The organism is Pseudoalteromonas byunsanensis (genome assembly GCF_001854475.1).
GTDB classification, from domain to species: domain Bacteria; phylum Pseudomonadota; class Gammaproteobacteria; order Enterobacterales; family Alteromonadaceae; genus Pseudoalteromonas; species Pseudoalteromonas byunsanensis.
On sequence record NZ_MNAN01000032.1, the window covers coordinates 145,372 to 165,498 of the forward strand.

At 41.7% G+C, this 20,127-nt stretch carries 16 protein-coding genes; 7 read left to right on the forward strand and 9 right to left on the reverse strand.

What is annotated here, in order from left to right; all coding sequences use genetic code 11:
- Positions 1 to 3: 3 nt before the first annotated feature.
- The 6 genes from BIW53_RS12615 to pgi form a co-directional block, all read right to left on the reverse strand.
- On the reverse strand, positions 4 to 1,554 hold the full coding sequence (locus BIW53_RS12615; protein WP_070992375.1) for a tryptophan halogenase family protein: 1,551 nt from the start codon (positions 1,552 to 1,554) through the stop codon (positions 4 to 6).
- On the reverse strand, positions 1,551 to 3,071 hold the full coding sequence (locus tag BIW53_RS12620) for a tryptophan halogenase family protein (protein WP_084228153.1): 1,521 nt from the start codon (positions 3,069 to 3,071) through the stop codon (positions 1,551 to 1,553). The genes BIW53_RS12615 and BIW53_RS12620 overlap by 4 nt, the downstream gene beginning before the upstream one ends.
- 68 nt (positions 3,072 to 3,139) lie before the next feature.
- Entirely contained in the window at positions 3,140 to 5,863 is a 2,724-nt protein-coding gene (locus tag BIW53_RS12625; RefSeq protein ID WP_070992376.1) for a TonB-dependent receptor, read from the reverse strand.
- A 626-nt stretch (positions 5,864 to 6,489) separates the two neighbouring features.
- Positions 6,490 to 7,197: a 6-phosphogluconolactonase gene (pgl, locus tag BIW53_RS12630; RefSeq protein ID WP_070992377.1), complete on the reverse strand. Its 708-nt coding sequence runs from the start codon at positions 7,195 to 7,197 to the stop codon at positions 6,490 to 6,492.
- Positions 7,197 to 8,669 (reverse strand): glucose-6-phosphate dehydrogenase, encoded by a 1,473-nt coding sequence (gene zwf, locus BIW53_RS12635; RefSeq protein WP_070992378.1) that lies wholly within the window; start codon positions 8,667 to 8,669, stop codon positions 7,197 to 7,199. The genes pgl and zwf overlap by 1 nt, the downstream gene beginning before the upstream one ends.
- A 357-nt stretch (positions 8,670 to 9,026) precedes the next feature.
- Positions 9,027 to 10,667, reverse strand: a complete 1,641-nt coding sequence (gene pgi, locus BIW53_RS12640; RefSeq protein WP_070992379.1) for a glucose-6-phosphate isomerase — start codon at positions 10,665 to 10,667, stop codon at positions 9,027 to 9,029.
- 299 nt (positions 10,668 to 10,966) lie between these two features.
- Here pgi and BIW53_RS12645 point away from each other — a divergent pair, with 299 nt between their 5' ends.
- Complete coding sequence (locus tag BIW53_RS12645; protein ID WP_070992380.1) at positions 10,967 to 11,998, forward strand: LacI family DNA-binding transcriptional regulator; 1,032 nt, start codon at positions 10,967 to 10,969, stop codon at positions 11,996 to 11,998.
- Between the two features lie 9 nt (positions 11,999 to 12,007).
- Here BIW53_RS12645 and BIW53_RS12650 read toward each other — a convergent pair whose 3' ends face one another.
- Positions 12,008 to 13,093, reverse strand: a complete 1,086-nt coding sequence (locus BIW53_RS12650) for an AI-2E family transporter (protein ID WP_070992381.1) — start codon at positions 13,091 to 13,093, stop codon at positions 12,008 to 12,010.
- Between the two features lie 378 nt (positions 13,094 to 13,471).
- Between BIW53_RS12650 and BIW53_RS12660 the strand changes: the two genes are divergently transcribed.
- Genes BIW53_RS12660 through BIW53_RS12680 form a run of 5 tightly spaced genes read left to right on the forward strand, consistent with a single transcriptional unit; the run spans position 13,472 to position 16,978 of the window.
- Entirely contained in the window at positions 13,472 to 14,137 is a 666-nt protein-coding gene (locus BIW53_RS12660; protein WP_070992619.1) for a hypothetical protein, read from the forward strand.
- 1 nt (position 14,138) lies between these two features.
- Entirely contained in the window at positions 14,139 to 15,593 is a 1,455-nt protein-coding gene (bepA, locus tag BIW53_RS12665; protein WP_070992383.1) for a beta-barrel assembly-enhancing protease, read from the forward strand.
- A 49-nt stretch (positions 15,594 to 15,642) separates the two neighbouring features.
- On the forward strand, positions 15,643 to 15,990 hold the full coding sequence (arsC, locus tag BIW53_RS12670; protein ID WP_070992384.1) for an arsenate reductase (glutaredoxin): 348 nt from the start codon (positions 15,643 to 15,645) through the stop codon (positions 15,988 to 15,990).
- Positions 15,990 to 16,541: an NAD(P)H:quinone oxidoreductase gene (gene wrbA, locus BIW53_RS12675; protein ID WP_070992385.1), complete on the forward strand. Its 552-nt coding sequence runs from the start codon at positions 15,990 to 15,992 to the stop codon at positions 16,539 to 16,541. The genes arsC and wrbA overlap by 1 nt, the downstream gene beginning before the upstream one ends.
- Complete coding sequence (locus tag BIW53_RS12680) at positions 16,538 to 16,978, forward strand: DUF2069 domain-containing protein (protein WP_070992386.1); 441 nt, start codon at positions 16,538 to 16,540, stop codon at positions 16,976 to 16,978. The genes wrbA and BIW53_RS12680 overlap by 4 nt, the downstream gene beginning before the upstream one ends.
- A gap of 32 nt (positions 16,979 to 17,010) precedes the next feature.
- Here BIW53_RS12680 and BIW53_RS12685 read toward each other — a convergent pair whose 3' ends face one another.
- A complete protein-coding gene (locus BIW53_RS12685) occupies positions 17,011 to 18,342 on the reverse strand; it encodes an ankyrin repeat domain-containing protein (RefSeq protein ID WP_070992387.1) in 1,332 nt (443 codons plus the stop codon).
- 195 nt (positions 18,343 to 18,537) lie between these two features.
- Between BIW53_RS12685 and BIW53_RS20535 the strand changes: the two genes are divergently transcribed.
- Entirely contained in the window at positions 18,538 to 18,702 is a 165-nt protein-coding gene (locus tag BIW53_RS20535) for a DUF2897 family protein (protein ID WP_084228154.1), read from the forward strand.
- A 47-nt stretch (positions 18,703 to 18,749) separates the two neighbouring features.
- Here BIW53_RS20535 and BIW53_RS12690 read toward each other — a convergent pair whose 3' ends face one another.
- Positions 18,750 to 20,123, reverse strand: coding sequence for a YjiH family protein (locus BIW53_RS12690; protein WP_070992388.1), 1,374 nt, complete (start codon positions 20,121 to 20,123; stop codon positions 18,750 to 18,752).
- Positions 20,124 to 20,127: the final 4 nt, after the last annotated feature.

Sequence of the window (20,127 nt, forward strand, 5' to 3'; positions counted from 1 at the left end):
GCTTTATACCTTTGGCAAGCCATATTGATAAATTTTGTTAATTAACTCTCGATGAGAGAGTAACTTCTGCTTATACACAGCGGCTGTATCTTTTACCCGCTGAACCTGCTCCGCATAATTATGTCTGGCCTGTCCACTCATAAACTGCGAACCACCAGTAAAGTTCATGCCATTCAACACATAGAGATAGTTTTCAATATCAAATACTTCAAACTTACTGAAAAAATCATCCTTCGAAATAGCGCAGTGTTGCCACAATGCTAACTTATCTTGCAAAGATACCGGTATGCTATTGGGGTTGCGATTTGCCCGCCAAAACTCGCTGTCATTCCGATCTGAAATGCAATAATGTAACTTAACGAAATCCACCACACCTCGCCACGCGTACTCCACCCTTTGATTGTAACGGCTCGCCAATAAAGAAAGTTGCTGGTAAGAATCCGGTAATTTATTACACAATAAATTAGCCGAAAAATCAGATAGTAAAATAGCAGTTGCTTCGAGTGGCTCGACAAACCCCTGTGATAACCCTATAGCCACACAGTTTTTATGCCAGAACTTTTCTCGGTAGCCTATTTGCATATCAATTTTTCGAACTGAGCTATCAGTTAGATCCATTTGTGTGTAACGGCTTAATTTCTCAAGGGCTGCGTTTTCATCCATAAATTGACTACTGTAAACTAACCCTACACCTCTTCTTTGCGTCAACGCGATATCCCAAATCCAACCAGCTTGATGTGCTGTTGAAATGGTATATGGTGGAATAGCCTCATCGACTGCTGGTACTTGTATAGTTAAAGCTGTATCGGTAAGAATAATATCTGACTGAGATTTGAATGGTACTTGTAGCTTTTGTCCTAATATAAAGCTTGAAAAGCCACTACAGTCTACATAGAAGTCATAGCTCTTCTCACCTTGTTGCTCTAATAACAGCGATTGAATATGGCCACTACTGTCAAGTTTGAGATCAATCACTTTATCTTGGATATATTGGACATTTAGGTTTCGGATCGCATGCGTCTTAAGCAACTGAGCAAATTTATGCGCATCAATATGATAAGCATAATCACATACCCCTTCATACTGAGCGTTTGTCATATCCTTTGGCGCTAAGCCACTTTCAGCAACATCGTATTGAATTGAAACGAATTGTGCAAAACTTGCAGAGGTTAGTTCATCATTGCGCTGCTGTTTCCAATATGAGGAAAGGTCATCCCCAAATGGCATAGGGTAGTCAAAAAGGTGGTGATAAAAGTTTTTACCACGATGTCGATACTTATCATTCCAGTTCACAAATTTTATAGATTGCTTAAATGTCGCATCACACTCACGAAACAGCTCTGTCTCACTAATACCTATTTTCTTCAAAGTATTGCGAATAGAAGGCACCGTCCCCTCACCTACTCCAATAATCGGAATATCAGGCGCTTCTATTAGTGTTACAGACTTTCTGGGATCATCTTTTAGCTTACTTGCAAGTAAGCATGCGCTTATCCATCCGGCAGTGCCACCACCAACAACAACATAATTTTCAATATAATGAGATTTATTCATTGTGATAACTTCACCGTAACTTGACCCTTAACATCGTAAGAAAAGTAATCCACATGATTCAATGCAATTGCTACCGCCTTTTGCTGGCGACTCTTTACGAATTCAAAAACATCAGTGAACTCTCCGTCAAAATAAGGAATTTTGATCTGAGGTATATGGTCCATACCAAACAAGATATAGCGATAACTGGTATCCGTAAACATATGTGACGTGCTGTTTGACACATCAAAAAACTCACACACTTTCGACTGCCACAAATCCAATTTCTGCGCTAATTGTGGGCATGCATCCAAAGTTTTGCTGATATCACGCCAAAAGTCAGAGTCATCTCTGTCAGATAAAACGTAATGCGTCACAATGAAGTCTTTGAGTTCATCGTAGGTTGCATTCATCGTTTGATTAAAACCTGCAATATTGGCTTCACAATATTGAAAATTATTATGTAAAACCAAAAAGCGGGCGGCAAGAAAAATAAGGTGTAGGCCGGTAGATTCAAGCGGCTCTATGAATCCCCCTGCGAGTCCTATTGCTACGCAGTTCCCAATCCAGTGTCTTTTGCGTCGACCAACTGACATATCAATGTGGTTTAGCGCTACATTATTATCTAATTTTAAATAGTTTCTAAATTCCAGCTCTGCTTGCTCTTTCGAACAGTACTTACTTGAGTATACATAACCATTGCCAGTACGGTTTTGTAAGTCAATGCTCCATGCCCAGCCGCAACTCAAAGCATGTGCCACAGTATACGAACGCGGAATGTGCTCTTCACTATGAGGTATCTGAACCGTCACCGCACTATCACACATTAGCTCATCTTGATAGCTGCGCCAATTGCTAGACTTTTCTTCTAAGGCACTTATCAATAATGCCCGAAAACCTGTGCAGTCAATAAATAAATCAGACTCGAATAGACCTTGTGTTGTTGCTATTGATGATATTTGACCGTTATCCGTATTGACACTTTCAACGTGAGCTTCAATTCTCGTCACTCCAGCCGCCATAGCACGCTGACGTAAGAACTGCCCAAAAAGTCTAGCATCCATATGATAACTATAATGAACAATGCCATGATATGGCTTAGTCGTGCGCGTTTTGGGGGTCAGATTGTGTTGAATAAGTGTACTTGCAAGAGATACTGATTCATCAAATGGCCTTTGTCGTTCTGATAGCACCCAAGAAGTAGCTATATCTAGGCGTTTTTCAACACGTTCGAAATCGAATGGATGAACGTACCTGTGCATTTTACCATGCTTCGGCTGTCTCCAATTTTCAAACATAATGCCATTTTTGAAAGTTGCATTACAGTAGTTCATAAATTCAGCTTCATCTATACCAGCTGCCTGTAGAAAATCTTTAATGGCCGGTACTGTCGCCTCACCTACACCGATGATATCCACATCAGGGCTTTCAATTAGTCTGATATCAACCAGTTTATGGTGTTTATTATAAGCTTGATTTATTAATGTTGCGGTCATCCACCCAGCGGTGCCACCACCGACGATCGTAATTGAATGCACATCAGACCCTTTTCAAAGTTACAAAAACAAAAAAGCCCAGCGCTAGCTGGGCTTATTAATGACATTGCTTAGAAGCGGAAGTTCACGCCCGCGATAATACGTCTTTCACCTTCAAAAGACCACGCTGGGTAGTTATTCTTCAACTCATCTTTAACAGACGCTTCTGTTGGTGCAGCACCATACTGAATACTATCTTCTTCTAATAAGTTCACCACTTCAAGTGTTAAACCGATTGAATCAGTAAGAGTATAAGTTGCTGATAAATCGAGAGTACCATAGTCATCGTGCATACGGTTACCGTAGAACTTAGCGCCTTCACGGATCATATATTCCGAACGCCAGTTATACGCTGCACGTACTGTGAAATCATCGCCTTCATAGTAACCCACAAGGTTAACTGTATGCTTAGAAGAATCAGAGAATTCTGGTACTAAGTCAGCATAGTTTTCTTTTTCTGCAGCTGCATCAACAAATGTGTAGTTTGCTACGTAACCGAAGCCACTATCAAATGAGTTCTGCCATTGAAGCTCGAAACCTTCGATCTTACCGCCAGTCGCATTTTTCTGTGTACTCAAGGTCCAATTGTCATTACCAAAGTTATCAATAATGCCTAACTTTTGATCCTGAACCAACGCTGCCGTAGTGAAGTTAGAAATATCTTTGATGAAGTAAGTGAATGATAATAGTGCACTACTGTCATAATACCACTCTAAGCTCAAATCCGCCTGAGTTGCCTTAAATGGACGCAACGCTGGAGAGCCTTTTGATAATACTTCATTGCCCTCGATATCATCGTTGTAACCGTTTTGTTCTTGACGGGCAAACATATTTGCATAGTTAGGACGAGCGATTACCTGTGCCGCAGAAGTACGTAAGATTAAATCTTCGCTTAAATCGAAAACTATGTTGATGCTTGGTAGTACATCGTTATAGCTCGCTTTCTCTGTTGATAGAGATGTTTCGTATGCCTGATAACCCTCTAACGCACCACCAGCTGCATACTGACCTTTTGCAATACCGTCAAAATCAACTGCATAGAAATCAGACTCTGCATCAGTTTTGATATAACGAAGACCAAAGTTACCGCGAATACCTTCAGCTTCAAACTCAGCCATCACATACGCTGCAAAGTTCTCTTCTTCAATTGTACCGTAACCAGAGCGAAGTAGTTCCCATTCACCCAAACCGCTCTTTGCGCGTGCTAGTAAAGCATCATAATTTGCTTCTGGGAACAAGAAACCTTGACCAAGTTGTAGTTGACTGTCTAGGTAAAGATCACCCGGCGTACCAGCAATAACATTTTCAGCCGCTACGCGTGGGTTTGGCCAAAATGTTTTTTCTTCAACGGTATGCTCAGCAAATGAGAAACCTGTTTTAATTGATGTGATTGCACCAAAGTCTACGAAGAACTTAACGTTACCTTGTACAAAATCTTCTTCATCAGTGTTAGGTTGACTTCTAATTGACCAACCAGGAAGGTCAAGGTCACCTACGAAATCTTCGTGAGTCCAAGATTTTACTGCGGTATTTACGATGTACTCTTTACCCGATGCATCATATAAACCAGCGAAATCTGACGCTACACCAATACCGTTACGCTGTGCTGCAGTGAAGTTTGTACCACCTTCAGACTTAGTTGTACCGATACGGCCATCAACGACAAAGCCATCACCTGAATATTTACCATTGACCTCTAGTGTCTTTGAGTTCATTTCTGCATCACGAACCCAAGTTTGACCCCAGCTACCACCAGCTAGTTCGTCCAACGTGCTCTTAACACAGATACCAGCTACATTTTTAGCCTGGCACTCTGGCATGTTACCCAATGGACCATCGACTGGGTTCTCAGTTACACCACCATTACTGTATTTATCACCAAATGGGATCCAACGAGCTGCATCAGCGCCTTGTGAGAACAAAAATAATGAGCTGTTGATATTGTCAGCTTGAAGATCTAATGAGGTGTAGTTTAGACCGAATTCTAACTCTTCTGTTGGCGTATATTGTAGCGCTATATTTGCCGCTGTACGCTCACGGTCTTGCTTGAATACTGACGGCGCAACAGCACCACCCCAAGATAAAATTGTTTCAGTACCACGGCGCTGATATTCAGTATCTTTACGTGATAAGGCGACCAATGCACCGAAGTTTTCATCTTCGTTCTTCCAGCTGTATAAACCAGATACTTCAGGGTCCCACGCTTCAGAAACCGAGCCATAATCAAATTTAACGCTGCCGTAGATAGTATTCGCATCTAAGTCTAATGGTTTGCGTGATTTAACAATAATCACACCACCCACACCACCTTCGGGTAGGTCAGCCTGTGAAGACTTATACACATCAATACCACCAACCATTTCTGAAGGCATCAATGAATAGTTGAAACTGCGGTCAATCGCTTGTTGATCGTACCAGTTTGTTGATGCAACAGTGTGTCCATTTAAAAGAGTACGAGTAAGTTGAGCTGATGCACCACGAATTGAAACCTGCTGGCCTTGACCAAACTGACGACCTACTGAAACACCAGAAATACGACCTAGAGCTTCACCTACATCACTATCAGGGAACTTACCCACATCTTCTGCTGATACAGCGTCAACGACTGAGTTTGCAAAGCGCTTAGTATTTATTGCAGCTTCAAGTGAGCGGCGTATACCGCGTACTTCAATAACTTCAACATCTTCTTTAACTTGGTTTTCATCAGCAGCATAAGCCATGCCCGATACGCTTGCACCTAGTACAAGTCCGACATTAACTGCTAGTAAGCTTTTTTTAAAATTATTAGCTAACACAGGATTCCCCTTGAATCATTTTGTTGGATTTTTTAATCACTTCTGCCCAGTGATGATGACAACGCTGTCATCTAATAACAAACCATACACCGTAAATTACAAATCCGCTACATCTTTTTTGTCAAATTAATCAAAAAATATTCAACAATAAAATTAAGCATTTGATTTAAAACAACATTAATTTACCTATATTATGCTTTGTTACAAATTCTAGATAGAATATAACATGGAGATACATATTTTGGGGACAAAAATGTATTTTTTAGACATGTAAGTAAGAAATAGCGGCTCTCTTATAGCAATAGAGAATAGTTGTGCTGACGTAACGAAACTTTGGCAGAAGTGTTCAAGGGTAATAATACGCAAAATGACAACGCTGTCATTATAAATATTCAAGCTCCCAATGTCTAGGTCCATCACCAGAAAAACACAGCGCTTACTGGGCTCCGTGCGGGTAATTTAAGATTATATAACGCTTACTAGTTAAAAAAGCGAACTGTTAGATGTACTTGGGGGGATAGGTCGATTAGAAGTAACGGGCTGAGCTGGTATTTAGAGATAGTGAAATCATGTAAGGCATTGTCTCAGCAATGCCTTGCATATTATATTTTGTGTCTACTTTTGTCTCACGGACACCAGAAAACCGTTAAATTAATATCTGAATGGTTTAAGACAGCCCTTAGCGGAATGTCTAACTCTGAACCTGGCTGCTTAGCTTGCTCATACATAGCACGCTTTTCATCTCCACTGATCAGTAACACAACTTGTTGAGAATTTGCGATTCCATTTAAAGTCAAAGTCATACGCTCTGTGATACTGCCCGTTACATCACTTTGCTTTGCATTTATCGCACATACAACATCAGTTGTATTTAGACCATTTTTAAGCCCATCTGCATGGGGAAACAAAGAGGCGGTGTGTCCGTCTGGACCCATTCCTAAAATCGTAACATCAGCCTTACCGAGTTCACGATAAGCTTGTTCGCATTCTGCCTGCCCTGCTTGCGCCGTTGCAGCAGAATTTTTCATGGTGACAAAGTTAGCTTTTGCACCATAGTTTTGCAAAAGCGTCGACCTGATAAAAGCCTCATTTGATTTTTCGTGTTCAGCATCAACCCAGCGCTCATCAACCATAGCTACAGAAATTTTATCCCATGCTAAAGGTAACTGTGAAAGGTGTCGATAAGCAGGCGCAGGTGAAGAACCACCCGATACCATAAGAACAGCGTTACCTTTTTGCTCGATGCCCGCCACAAGACCTGCTTCAAGCAAACTAGCTAAAGAATTACTAAGTTCTTCTTTTGATTCAAAAAATCTTTCTGATATTTTCGCCATTAAGCTTGTTCTCCAACATTGAACCATGCATGATTATTCTCCTGTAGCAACTCATCAGCATCTTCTGGGCCCCAAGAGCCAGCACGATAAAGCGCAGGAGCCCCTTTAGTTTGCCAACGCTCAATAATTGGGTCGATCCATTGCCATGCCTGACGAACTTCGTCACGGTGGATAAACAGAGCAGGATTATTAGCTGCGGCATCTAGCATTAAGCGCTTATATGCATCTGAGTGAAAACTAGATCCATATTGCTGGCTAAGTTCAATATTTAATGTAACTGGCTGCAACTCCATGTTCAGATTATCCATACGCTTAGACATCAGAGTTAGCTGGATAGTCTCTTCTGGCTGCAAGCGAATAACAAGACGGTTTGGCTGAATTGGTCCCACAGATTCGTCATAAACATTGTGCGAAACACGCTTATACTCTACAACAATTTCAGCACAACGCTTTTTCATACGCTTACCGGTTCTTAGATAAAATGGTACGCCAGCCCAACGCCAGTTATCAATATTTGCACGAATTGCTACATAGGTCTCAGTTTTACTCGAGCCTTCGCCCAACTCTTCCAAGTAACCTGGGACCATTTTCCCCCCAAGCTCTCCAGGCACGTATTGACCACGTACGATATTATCATCTACTTGCTCATCCACTAGTGGGCGTAGCGCTTCCAATACTTTCAATTTTTCTGCGCGAATACTGTTGGCGTTAAGCTTGTGTGGAGATTCCATAGCCACTAAACAAAGTAGCTGTAGCAAATGATTTTGTACCATGTCTCGCAGTGCGCCCGCTTTATCATAGAACCCTGCGCGCGACTCAAGACCCACGGTCTCTGAGATACTTATTTGGATATTATCAATTGACTTTGCGTCCCATAAATTCTCAAACAATGCATTTGAGAACCTTAATGCCATTAAATTCTGTACAGTTTCTTTACCCAGATAATGGTCAATACGGAAAATCTGCTCTTCTGAGAAGTACTGCGCAATCTTGCCATTAATTTCTTCTGCTGATTCGCCGCAGTAACCGATAGGCTTTTCAACTACAACTCGCGATGTTGCTGTAATTAGCTTTTTCTTTGACAGAATTTCACAGCAAGTACCATAAACAGCTGGAGGAAGTGACAAATAGAATACTCGAGACTTATCTTCTGCATCTTGCTGCAAAATCGCACGCAATTCATCCCAATGGTTATCAGCCTCGGTAACATTAATAACCACAGGCACTAAGTACTGTGAAAATGCTTTCCAATCACGATTATTAAACTCCCCATCACCTAAAAAAGACTTCAGTGCCTGTTGTGCTGTTTCGACATATTCTTGTTGTTTACTTTCTTCTCGAACAGTCGGCAAAATACGAGAGCCTTCAGGTAGGTTACCTTCTTGATATGCGCGATACATTGCAGGCAATAGCTTGCGTAGTGCTAAGTCTCCGCCCCCACCAAAAATTACAATATCAAAAGGATTAAGCATAAATTACTCTCTACAAGGTTAAGCGCAGCAAATCAGTCCTGTTCACTGTCTGCGCATTTATTGTTAATGTCTGGTCATGCCATATTCCTAGCCTACCAAACTATCCGCGTTTTAGCGGTAATGAATTCGATTGTAACAACAGTTCAACTACAAAGTCAGGCAGCAATTCTAAAACCTAAATTGCCTCATCAGGAGTGGCTGATGAAGAAATGTCAGCCTGTTAAATGAGCCTTAGGGGCACTGTAATTCCTCTCACAAAAATACAGGCCCTAAGAACTCCAGCGCTACCCGTTCAAAGGTATATTTTTCACATTGAGTGAACTGGTTGCTTTCACAAAGAAAGCGAATTTATTTCAATTATCTATTATTTTTATAATATGCAATCAAACCTGCCGTAGAGCTATCATGAGGGTTACTAACCCCTTCTTTTGTTAGCTCAGCTTCAATGGTCGATGCTAGGCCTTTGCCAAGCTCCACACCCCATTGGTCAAATGAGCATATTTGCAATAATATGCCCTGACAGAAAATTTTATGTTCATATAACGCAATCAGTCGGCCTACCGCTTTTGCGTCAACAATATCAAGTAATATTGATGTCGTTGGTCTGTTACCCTGATGTATTTTATGAGCAAGTAATTGCTCAATCTCTTGCTCAGACTTTCCTTTAGCTGTTAGATCAGCACGAACTTGCTGTTCGTCTACACCCGTCATCATCGCTTCTGTTTGCGCGAAAAAGTTTGATAACAAAATATCATGATGCTGACCAACATCCACTTGCGGCTTAAGTGATGCAATAAAGTCTGCTGGTACTACGGTATTACCTTGGTGTAAGTACTGATAAAACGCATGCTGACCATTGATTCCCGTCATACCCCAGATCAGTGGCACCGTAGTATATGGCACGGCGTTACCGGCAAAGGTAACATGTTTGCCGTTACTTTCCATTTCACCTTGTTGCAAATAAGCAGGTAGCATGTGTAGCGCCTGGTCATAAGGTAAAATCGCCTGTGCGGTATGCCCCAAGAAACTACTATTCCATACGCTTAACAAGGCCATAATTAAAGGAATGTTTTTATCAAATGACGTATTTTGGAAATGCTCATCAATCTCAAACGCCCCCTCTAACACCTCAATAAATCGCTCAAAACCCACGTACAACGCGATGGGCAAACCTATCGCGCTCCAAAGCGAAAAGCGGCCACCAACCCAATCCCACATCGTAAACACGTTTTCATCCGCTATTCCAAATTCACGGGTTTTGTCTAGGTTCGTACTTACCGCAACAAAATGCTTTGCAATGGCTTCTTGTTGCTGTGCGTGTTCTAAAAACCACTTTACAGCCGATCGTGCGTTGGTCATCGTCTCTGACGTAGTGAAAGTTTTCGAAGAAACCACAAACAACGTCGTTTCAGGGTTTAGGTTTTTTAACACCCCAGCGAGCTGCACACCGTCAACATTAGAGACATAATGTACGTTAAGCGTATCATCAGCATAGTTCTTCAACGCTTCTGTAACCATTTGAGGGCCTAGGTTAGAGCCCCCCACGCCAATGGCTACAACGTCTTGCACTGGCTTTTGCGTATAGCCTAGCCATTGGCCACCACGCACCTTTTCGGTGAATGCTTTAATTTTTGCCAACTCGGTGTTAACCAAGGGCATTACATCTTCCCCATCTACCATTATTGGAGAGTTGGCTCTATTTCTAAGCGCCACATGCAACACCGCGCGCTGCTCAGTGAAGTTTATTTTTTCTCCGCTAAACATTTTACTACGCCACGTTGCTATATCCGTCTGCTCTGCAAGTGAAACAAGTTGAGAAAATACTTCATCATCAATAAGTTGCTTTGAGTAATCAAATAAAACCCCTGGAATTTGACATGAAAATTTGGCAAAACGCGCCGGATCTTGTGCAAACAAGGTTTTCAAATGTTGTTGCTTTAATTTTGTTGCTGATTGCTCTAAAGCTTTCCAACTACTCAATTCACTGCGGCAACTCATACTCATTCCTCTACTATACAAAACCGCTCATTGTTCAGCTTAAAGGGCTGTTTCAACAAGCAAAAGATTATTTTCAGCATTTACAATATGCCAGAATGACAACGCTGTCAATTATCTAATTTTCAATTCTACAATGTGGATAATAACGCAATTTTATCTTTTTGACACCGGTATCATTCATTTATTTGTTATATTTGTACTGCTATTTTTGTTTTAGATTAGATAGACTAAGCTACTCACATGATCATTTAATGAATTTTGAGCGAACTACATGCTCTCGTACATAAAAGAACAAAAAAATGAAAGTCACCATTAATGATGTCGCTAAGTTAGCCGGTGTTTCTATGAAGACCGTCTCACGGGTGATCAATAAAGAACCTTCGGTTCGTAAAAAAACCTATGATTTAGTAATGAGTGCAGTAAATGAGTTGAACTATCAACCTAACATTGCTGCACGAAATCTGGCTGGCACTTCCTCATTTGCTATCGGGCTCGTGTACGATAACCCTAACGCTTACTATGTCATAGACATGCAAAATGGTGTGCTCTCTCGCTGTAAAGATGAAGGGTATGAATTGGTCATACATCCATGTAGCTATCTTGATGACAATATGCAAGACGAATTCAAGACCATGATCAAACGCTCACGTCTGGCAGGGCTTGTACTGACGCCACCATTGTCTGAACAACAGAGTATTATCGACATGCTTGACGAGTTAGGTGTGCAATATGTGCGATTACTCTCTGGTCGCGAAGGTGATATTTCTGAACGCAACAACTGTATCTTAGTGAATGACTTCGCAGCAGCATATGAAATCACCGAACATTTGATCTCATTAGGCCACAAGCGCATCGCTTTTGTGTTGGGTGATAAAGAGCACAAATCTACTTCAGAGCGGTTGGCTGGATATCATCAAGCCTTGAAAGACCACAACATTGAACCTTGCGATGATTTGTTATATGAAGGTAGCTATTCATTCGAGTCAGGTGTAAATGGCGCCAAAGAATTACTAAAAGATGGCAATCCTAATATGATCACCGCCATTCTAGGTGGTAACGATGAGGTCGCAGCAGGAGCCTTGTTTGCAGCCAGGTTGATGAATATTGACATACCATCAGAGCTTTCTATCACAGGATTTGAGGACTCTCCCTTCTCTCGTCAAACATGGCCAAAGTTGACCACTGCACATCAGGCTAATGATGTGATTTCTGAACATGCTGCTAGGCTGTTGTTTAGTAAAGCAAGAGGGTCTAGGAAGCAAGACAAAGATATAAAAACCACTTTCACACCGAGTATTGTAATACGTGAGAGTACCGGGCCTGCTAAATAAAAAAAGGCACTATATAGTGCCTTTTTCCTCTTTACTTTCAGGAGCTTCACGCTTGTTTGACCAAGCATTTGCTAACGCCTTTACCAATGATGCCAGCGGAATAGCAAAAAATACCCCCCAAAAACCCCACAGTCCACCGAAGAACAACACAGCCACAATAATATAAACTGGATTTAGGTCCACAGCCTCTGAAAAAAGTAGCGGAACCAATACATTGCCATCCAATGCTTGAATAATCCCATAGACAATAATCACGGTCCAAAACTGTGCCTCAACGCCAAACTGAAACATAGCAACCGCAGCAACGGGAATAGTAACCAATGCTGCGCCAACAAAAGGAATAAGCACAGATAAGCCAACAAGCGCTCCCAACAAAGCAGAGTAGCGCAAATCTAGTATCGAAAAGGCAATAAAACTTGCACCGCCAACAATCCCTATTTCAAACACCTTACCACGAATATAATTCATGATTTGATGGTCCATTTCAGACCAAACTTGACTAATTAGACGTCTCTCTCTTGGAATTAAACTTTCGATACCGCGCATCAGCACGACTTTATCTTTAAGCATAAAGAATACGAGTAATGGTACAAGAATCAGATAAATAAGCCATGCAACTGCATCTTTCAAAGACGTCAAAGATACCGACACTAACATTTGCCCCAGCTCAAAAGCTTTAGACTCAACGCTGGTCACTAAAGTGCGTACTTGTTCTTCGGAAATCAGCGCGGGGTAATCTTGGGGTAAATGTAACAAAAATGCCTTACCTTGCTCTATCATGTGTGGGCTTTCTTGAAGTAAATTACTCAATTGGTGCCACAATACCGGTACGATACCCAACAACATAGCAAGGCACAGCCCAACAAAAAGCAGAATAACCAATGTCGTTGCCAACACCCTATTAGGCACCAAACACTGTAGTCTCGTCACCGGCCAATCTAATAAATATGCTATCACCAGCGCAACCAACACAGGCACAACAAAAGGTCCAAAAAAATATAATACAGCTACTGATGCAATCAACAACAACAGTAACGTAACGGAGTGAGGGTCTGAAAACTTATTTTTGTACCAAGCTTTTACTAAGTCAAACATGCTTAATGCTAACCTCTATGGATGGCTGAGCACCATTACAGTGCTTATATAAATATTGATGTTGATCCAGGTAACGGACTATATCACTAATATCTTGTTCCTGATGATAATAAAACTGAACTTTAGAATCAGATTGTTGAGCTTGGCGCAGGTGCCACTTAAACTGTACAAACAATTGAGGACACTGATATGTGGACAGGTCCACCTTAATTAGAGTTTTCGCGTCCACCTTTTTAACTCCCTACCATATGACTTCGCATACCTACAATGTCATATGGTAGCACTAAGCTAAATCAACTTAAAAGTCCTATACTATGGCCTGACATCAAACAATGGTTTATTCTTTTATATAGAAATAGAATTGGAGTATTGCCGGCCATGTCCAGAGCAAATAGCAAGGCTATCTTGCCTACAAACCCTACTCTCAAAGAAATAAATTGGTATAAAAAACAGATTAATTGGGGTGAACTCCCCCCTTTCTATCACATGGTAGCATCATCAATTAGTGAAACAGAGGGGATATTACATCATGGCTTTGATAATGCCGTCAAAAGAGTACTTGATAGACGAAATTGGAATCTAGAACTTTTGGGTGGTTACGAAGACGACCACGGTGTGATTTTTTGCGATGACAAACCTCAAGTATCCTTGCACCAAGTGTTCACAGAAAGAGGGTATGAGCTGTGGGCCTTTCCTGTTGCAAAAAACGTAAAGGTCGACAAGTACATGCGAGACAATCGCTTCCTTGGATTCAATATATGGGATCCACATAGTATGAAAGGACTACTTAGAATCAATCAGCTACACAAATTTATTGGATTTTATTTTGAACGTGGGGACACAGCAGACAAAGCCCTAATACTTCATGCACATAAAGCTGTACACAAAGTTATTAGTTTTTTGCAAGCCGAATTGAACATCACGTCTGTTGATGGGGTCACAATAAAAGATTTTTATTTGATGTGTGAAAAAGAAAACCGTACCAGCAGCGATGAATATGATCTTGCTCGCCTTAAATACGGTGAAGGTATTAAGAAGGAATAATATGCAACTTACTTCTCTGGTCCGTGCCGCAGTTGGAACGGCGATGCTGATTGCGAGCCAAGCCAGTCACGGACAAAGCGCCTTAAAGTTACCTGACTTAGGCACTTCCGCACTACAGGTGCTACCACTAGAAAAAGAACAAGCCATCGGCGAAGTCATGATGATGCAGATCAGAAGCCAGTCGCCACTTGTGCAAGACCCCGTGCTTGATGAGTATTTAACCAGCTTAGGCAATAAGCTGGTAGCCAACGCTAATGACGTGCGCTTCCCATTTTCTTTTTTTTGGGTAAATAATCAAGCGATTAACGCATTTGCGTTCTATGGTGGTCACGTTGGCGTTCACACCGGCTTAATAGCACAAGCTGACAATGAATCTCAGTTAGCCTCGGTTTTGGGCCATGAGATTGCCCACGTAACTCAGCGTCACCTTGCCAGACGTATACAACAGGCTAAAGATAATAGTGCACTCACTATCGCTGGCATGATAGCGGGAATTTTGACAACCGTCGTGGCGCCTGATGCTGGTATGGCAATATTAGCGGCAAACTCGACACAAGCACAGTTAAGCCAGCTAACTCATAGCAGAAAGGCAGAGCAAGAAGCAGACAGGTTTGGTATGCAAACACTGTATGAAGCCGGCTTTGACCCATCACAAGCCAGTGAGTTTTTATCTAAACTTTCGGCTCAAGTACGTTATCAAACAAAGCCTCCCACATTTTTACTTACTCACCCTTTACCTGATTCACGAGTGTCAGATGTCAGACTCAGAGCACAGCAGTTTACAACGCGTTATGTGCCAGCCAGTCTGAAGTTTGATCTAGCAAAAAGTCGTGTACTTGCGCGTTACCAATATAAAAGTGAAGATGCGCAAGCTTATTTCGAAAGCCAGTTACGACTTAAAGCAACTGAGATGAGTAAACAAGCCCTTGAATATGGGCTAGCACTGGCATTGTTAGATCAAGAAAAGTTGGATCAAGCACAAGTTTTGTTAGACAAGTTATTAAAACAGGACGAGAACAACCTGTTTTATCTCGATGCTTATACCGATTTACTGATCGCCCAAAAGCAGCCTGATCAAGCCACTAAATTATTGCAGTTAAAATACGAGTTTCGACCAAACAACCAAGTGCTAACATTAAACCTTGCCAATGCTGCAATTGAAGCCAAACAATTTGATACCGCAGAAAAAGTCCTTAAGCTATTTTTACTCGATAAGCCAGACAGTACTTTGGCCAAAGATTTACTCACTAAAGTGTATAAGCAACAAGATGACGAAGCGGCCTATCATGAAATGTATGCCAACTTACTTGCCCAGTATGGTGCTTATATTAAAGCTGCGGATGAGATCCAACGAGCCTTGAATCATATAAATGAGCAAGAAACAGTTAAAGAAGCCAGACTCAAAGCGCTATTGAGTCAATATAGACAAATGCAAAAAGAGCTCGCTAAGCTTTAAGTCGAAGCATACATCCTTTAAAATAAGCAAAAAATTATCAGGACCTATTATGTCAGTTATTATTTATCACAACCCTCGCTGTTCGAAATCTCGCGAAACACTTGCACTGCTCGAAACACAAGGCGTCACCGCTAATGTCGTGGAATATTTGAAAGACCCAATTAGTTTAGAAACATTGAGTGAGTTACTGACACAACTTGGTTTTGATTCTGCTCATCAGCTTGTACGTAGTAAAGAAACACTCTACAAAGAGCTAGGTCTGAGCAAAGACACTGACGAAGCAACACTGCGCCAAGCTATGATTGATAACCCGAAACTGATTGAGCGTCCAATTGTGGTAAACAATGGCAAAGCAGCGCTAGGACGCCCGCCTGAATCTGTATTGAATATTCTTTAATGGTCACTGTAGTTGTCCTATATCACTCAAGCCATGGCTCTGTGGAGGCCATGGCACATGAGATCAGCGATGCGTTAGAGTTTCATGGCGCGGATGTCAAACTCAGGACCTTCGAAAAAAAGCGTGAACACGATCAGATCATCAGTAAATCTGACCTTATCGAGTGTGATGCCTTAGCATTTGGCACCCCAACACGATTTGGCATGATGGCAGCGCAAGCCAAAACCTTTTGGGAAACCACCAGCGATATCTGGCTTAAAGGTCAACTCATTGACAAACCAGCATGTGTTTTTTCTTCTTCTAGCAGTATGCATGGTGGTAACGAGGCCACTTTACTCAATTTATCTCTACCTTTGTTGCATCATGGTATGATGCTGCTGGGTGTGCCTTATGACGTGCCGGAACTGTTAAGCACCCGCTCTGGTGGGACCCCTTATGGTGCCACTCATGTTGCTGGGAGTGATAACTCGAACGAGTTAAGCGAATGCGAAAAGAGAATTTGTCGTGCCGTTGGTACTCGATTATTTAACATTGCAAGTAAACTAAAATGACAAAACCAATTAAACAGCCCATCACCATTACCTATCAACGACTGGCTTTGTTTGGCTATGTGGGGCTATTGTTACTGATGCCAATTTGGCTTTTTATCCTGGTCCCTCGAGAGGGTTACAGTAACGGCTTTATATTTGTGGTCTATATATTGCCACTATTATTACCGCTAAAGGGCATAATTCAGGACAAACCATACACCTACGCGTGGGCTAACTTCATTGTTATGATTTACTTTATTCACGGCTTAAGCTTGCTTTGGGTGGCTCCCGATGAGCTCGTGTGGGTGATCTTAGAGTTGGTATTTGCAACATCTATGTTTGTAGGATGCACTTACTACGCTCGCCACAGAGGCCAAGAATTAGGCTTGAGGATACGTAAGCTAAAAGATGAGCTGGCTGATGAAAAAGCAGCGCACCAGACTGACAAGAGAGACTGATGCTAGCGCCTAGAGGCTAAAGCAGTCATGCTCTAGCCTCTGAAAAAGGCACTCAGAATTAACAAAGCGAACAAAACTTGTACACTCACACTCAACCAGCTAATCGCTGTCAATCCTTTTAATGACCAAGGATGAGATAGATTAGGATACAACTGACCACGTCTAACATTACGAGCGAATGCAAACAACAACAGTCCAATGGCTGTTCCTCCCCATACAAACAAAGACTTATCTTCTATTTTTTCGCTAAAAAACAACGCCAGCTGAATTGGCAGCAATAAACTAGCCAATGCATATAAGATATGTACCTGCTTTATTTTCAACAACTTCCCTTTGTCGGAAAGCTCTTTAATACCGTGCTGCTCTAAGGTCTTTTTAGCCACCAATGCTGAAAGCTTCATGGCTAAGCGATAAGGGCTTTGGCCATGTATGTCCACTTGAGTTGCATCAACTCCCGACGCAATCATCAAATCAATCATGCTTGCCAAATTAGACTTAACTGCAAAGTGCATCAACGTCTGACCTTGCTCATCACGGTCATTAATATCGTGGTATGTGATAAGCTTTTCAACTACATTCACAAACCCTTTTTCAACCGCCCACATAAGCGCAGAGCGCCCTTCTTCATCTCGCACTGTGCCTTGGGCACCTTGTGCCAATAGGCCCATCAGCTTAGGTTGTTTCACATCATCAAGCATTACTTGAGCCAACAAAGACTGCTCTAACAGTAGAGATATTTCTGCTTTGTCTTCAAAAAGCAATTCTAAAAGTGAGTAATACTCCTCACCGAGCAACAGTTTATCTGTGGCTAACGTGGCCGTTTGCGCTCTATCTGCAATACATGTTTCAATATGCATCTCGATAGCGGTTCTAAACTCTTCTGTCTGCCACGCGGTGACAACTTCGTGAGCTGTAAGTGACATTTGAGCTGCCAAGCACCATTCAAATACCTGTTCATGCTTTAAATTGATGAGCAATTCAAAAAAGTTTGGGAGCTCAGTAGATTCAATTTGTGACGCTAGGTCACTATACTGGGCAAGACGTTCCAACAACATGATACAAATCGCCTGACGGGTCATATCAGATTGTTCAATATGTGCGAATAGCTGCTGCGTGTAAGCCTGCTGCTGCTGGTCATATTCATCTATGTGTTGAAAATAACATGACTCAAATGGCTCAAGAGGCTTTAGCCATTGCAAGTAAAACACAGGAGGAAGAATGGTTGTCTCTACACCTTGTTCATCTTTACTCGTACTACAACTTGGCCAAGATTCCAAAGCATCTAATATAAATGCCCCATTTTGTTCTATTAACCCACGCAGTAATAAAGGGTACTGAGATGGCCACAGTAAAACATGTTCCATGAGCGAGTTATTCACCTTATTTAAAACCAAATTTACGACTTGTATCAGCCTAAGTGCTTTAGTCTGACTGTTAGGTGAATGATACCAACATCGCAATAAAATTGCTTAACAATTCTTATGGTTTGACTCAGAGGTTTCATATCCTTACCTTAAGCAGCTACACTATCTGTAGTAGTCAGTCTGAAGGGTAAAAACATGTTAGAGCAACTAGAAACTTGGCACGTCGTGCTCATCATTGCGACAGTTATTGCTGTTATATGGAGTAACATCGCATTGCTCAAGTACTCAGCTAAATTTGATTTCAAAGGTAAAATTGATAAGCAAACAAAACCCAATGAAAACAATAAAGAGCAAAAATAAGATAAGGTTGAACATGAAAAGATGTTCAACCTCGTCAGACGCCTACTCTATCCTACTAGCCAATGCGCCATAAATGCTATCACTGGTAAAGTCACTAAGGTGCGCAAGATAAAAATTGCAAAAAGCTCCAGTAAATTCACTGGGATTTTACTACCTAATAATAGCGCGCCGACTTCAGACATGTAGATCAACTGAGTCACACTCATCGCAGCAATAATAAAGCGCGTTACGTCGCTTTCAATGTTACTGGCCGCCAAAATTGATGGAATAAACATATCAGCAAAGCCAACCACAATAGTTTGCGCAGCTTGTGCTGCCTCAGGTACATTCAATAGTTCTAAATAAGGCACAAATGGAGTACCCAGCACTTGGAAAATCGATGTGTGCTCAGCAACAATTAGCGCTAACGTGCCCACCGCCATAACCACAGGTAGAACAGCGAATAACATATCAAGTGCGTTACTCACACCTTCTTGCAATGTGCCTTTAACACCCGGTGCTTTTTGTGCTTTTGTCAACGCTACATCAAGCGCATGCTTAAATAGTGTTTTTCCTTCAGGCACCGCCTCTGCATCACTATCAGGTACAGTGTCGTCAATGTAAGTATTACTTTTGAATCTAAGCGGAGGTAAACGAGGCACAATAATCGCGGCAACAAAGCCTGCTAAACATACAGTTAAATAGAACGGAGCAAACAGATGCTCTAGCTTTACCTGGCCGATAACAACTAGGCAAAAAGTAATAGATACAGCTGAAAATGTCGTACCTATTATAGCTGCTTCCTTTTGGGTGTAATACTTATCTTCATATTGGCGAGCGGTCATCAAAATTCCAACGCTACCATCACCAAGCCAAGATGCTACACAGTTAACAGCACTGCGACCTGGCACACCAAACAGTGGGCGCATGATCTTAGTTAGCAAGGTACCAACCAGTTCTAATAAACCAAAATTCAGCAATAAAGGTAATAACAACCCCGCCAGAATGAATACAGAAAAGAGCACAGGTAGTAAATCGTTCAGTACTAAAGCGCCCGTATGTGAAGAGTTGATAATACTGGGACCGACTTGAAAGTAAGTCATCAAAATAAACACCATACCGACCAAACGCGTCACAAGCCATATCCAGCTGACTTCAAATAGGTGTTTGATCAAAGCGATTTTCATCAAAGGTGCTGGCTTTACAAACTTTACCAATAAGCTCATAACACCTGTTGTGCAGATCACAAAGAGAATCAAACTATCAACATATGGCCCGACAAACCCCTGTAGGGATTTTGCCATGACAGCGATAGGAATCGTCATCGCTTCACCAATCGCAACGGGGGTCATAAATAAAAACACCCCGATCAATGAAGGAACTATAAAAGCAAAAAGCGTGCGCCAATCGGGCGTCACCGTACGACTTGTTTGTGTTGTCATTATA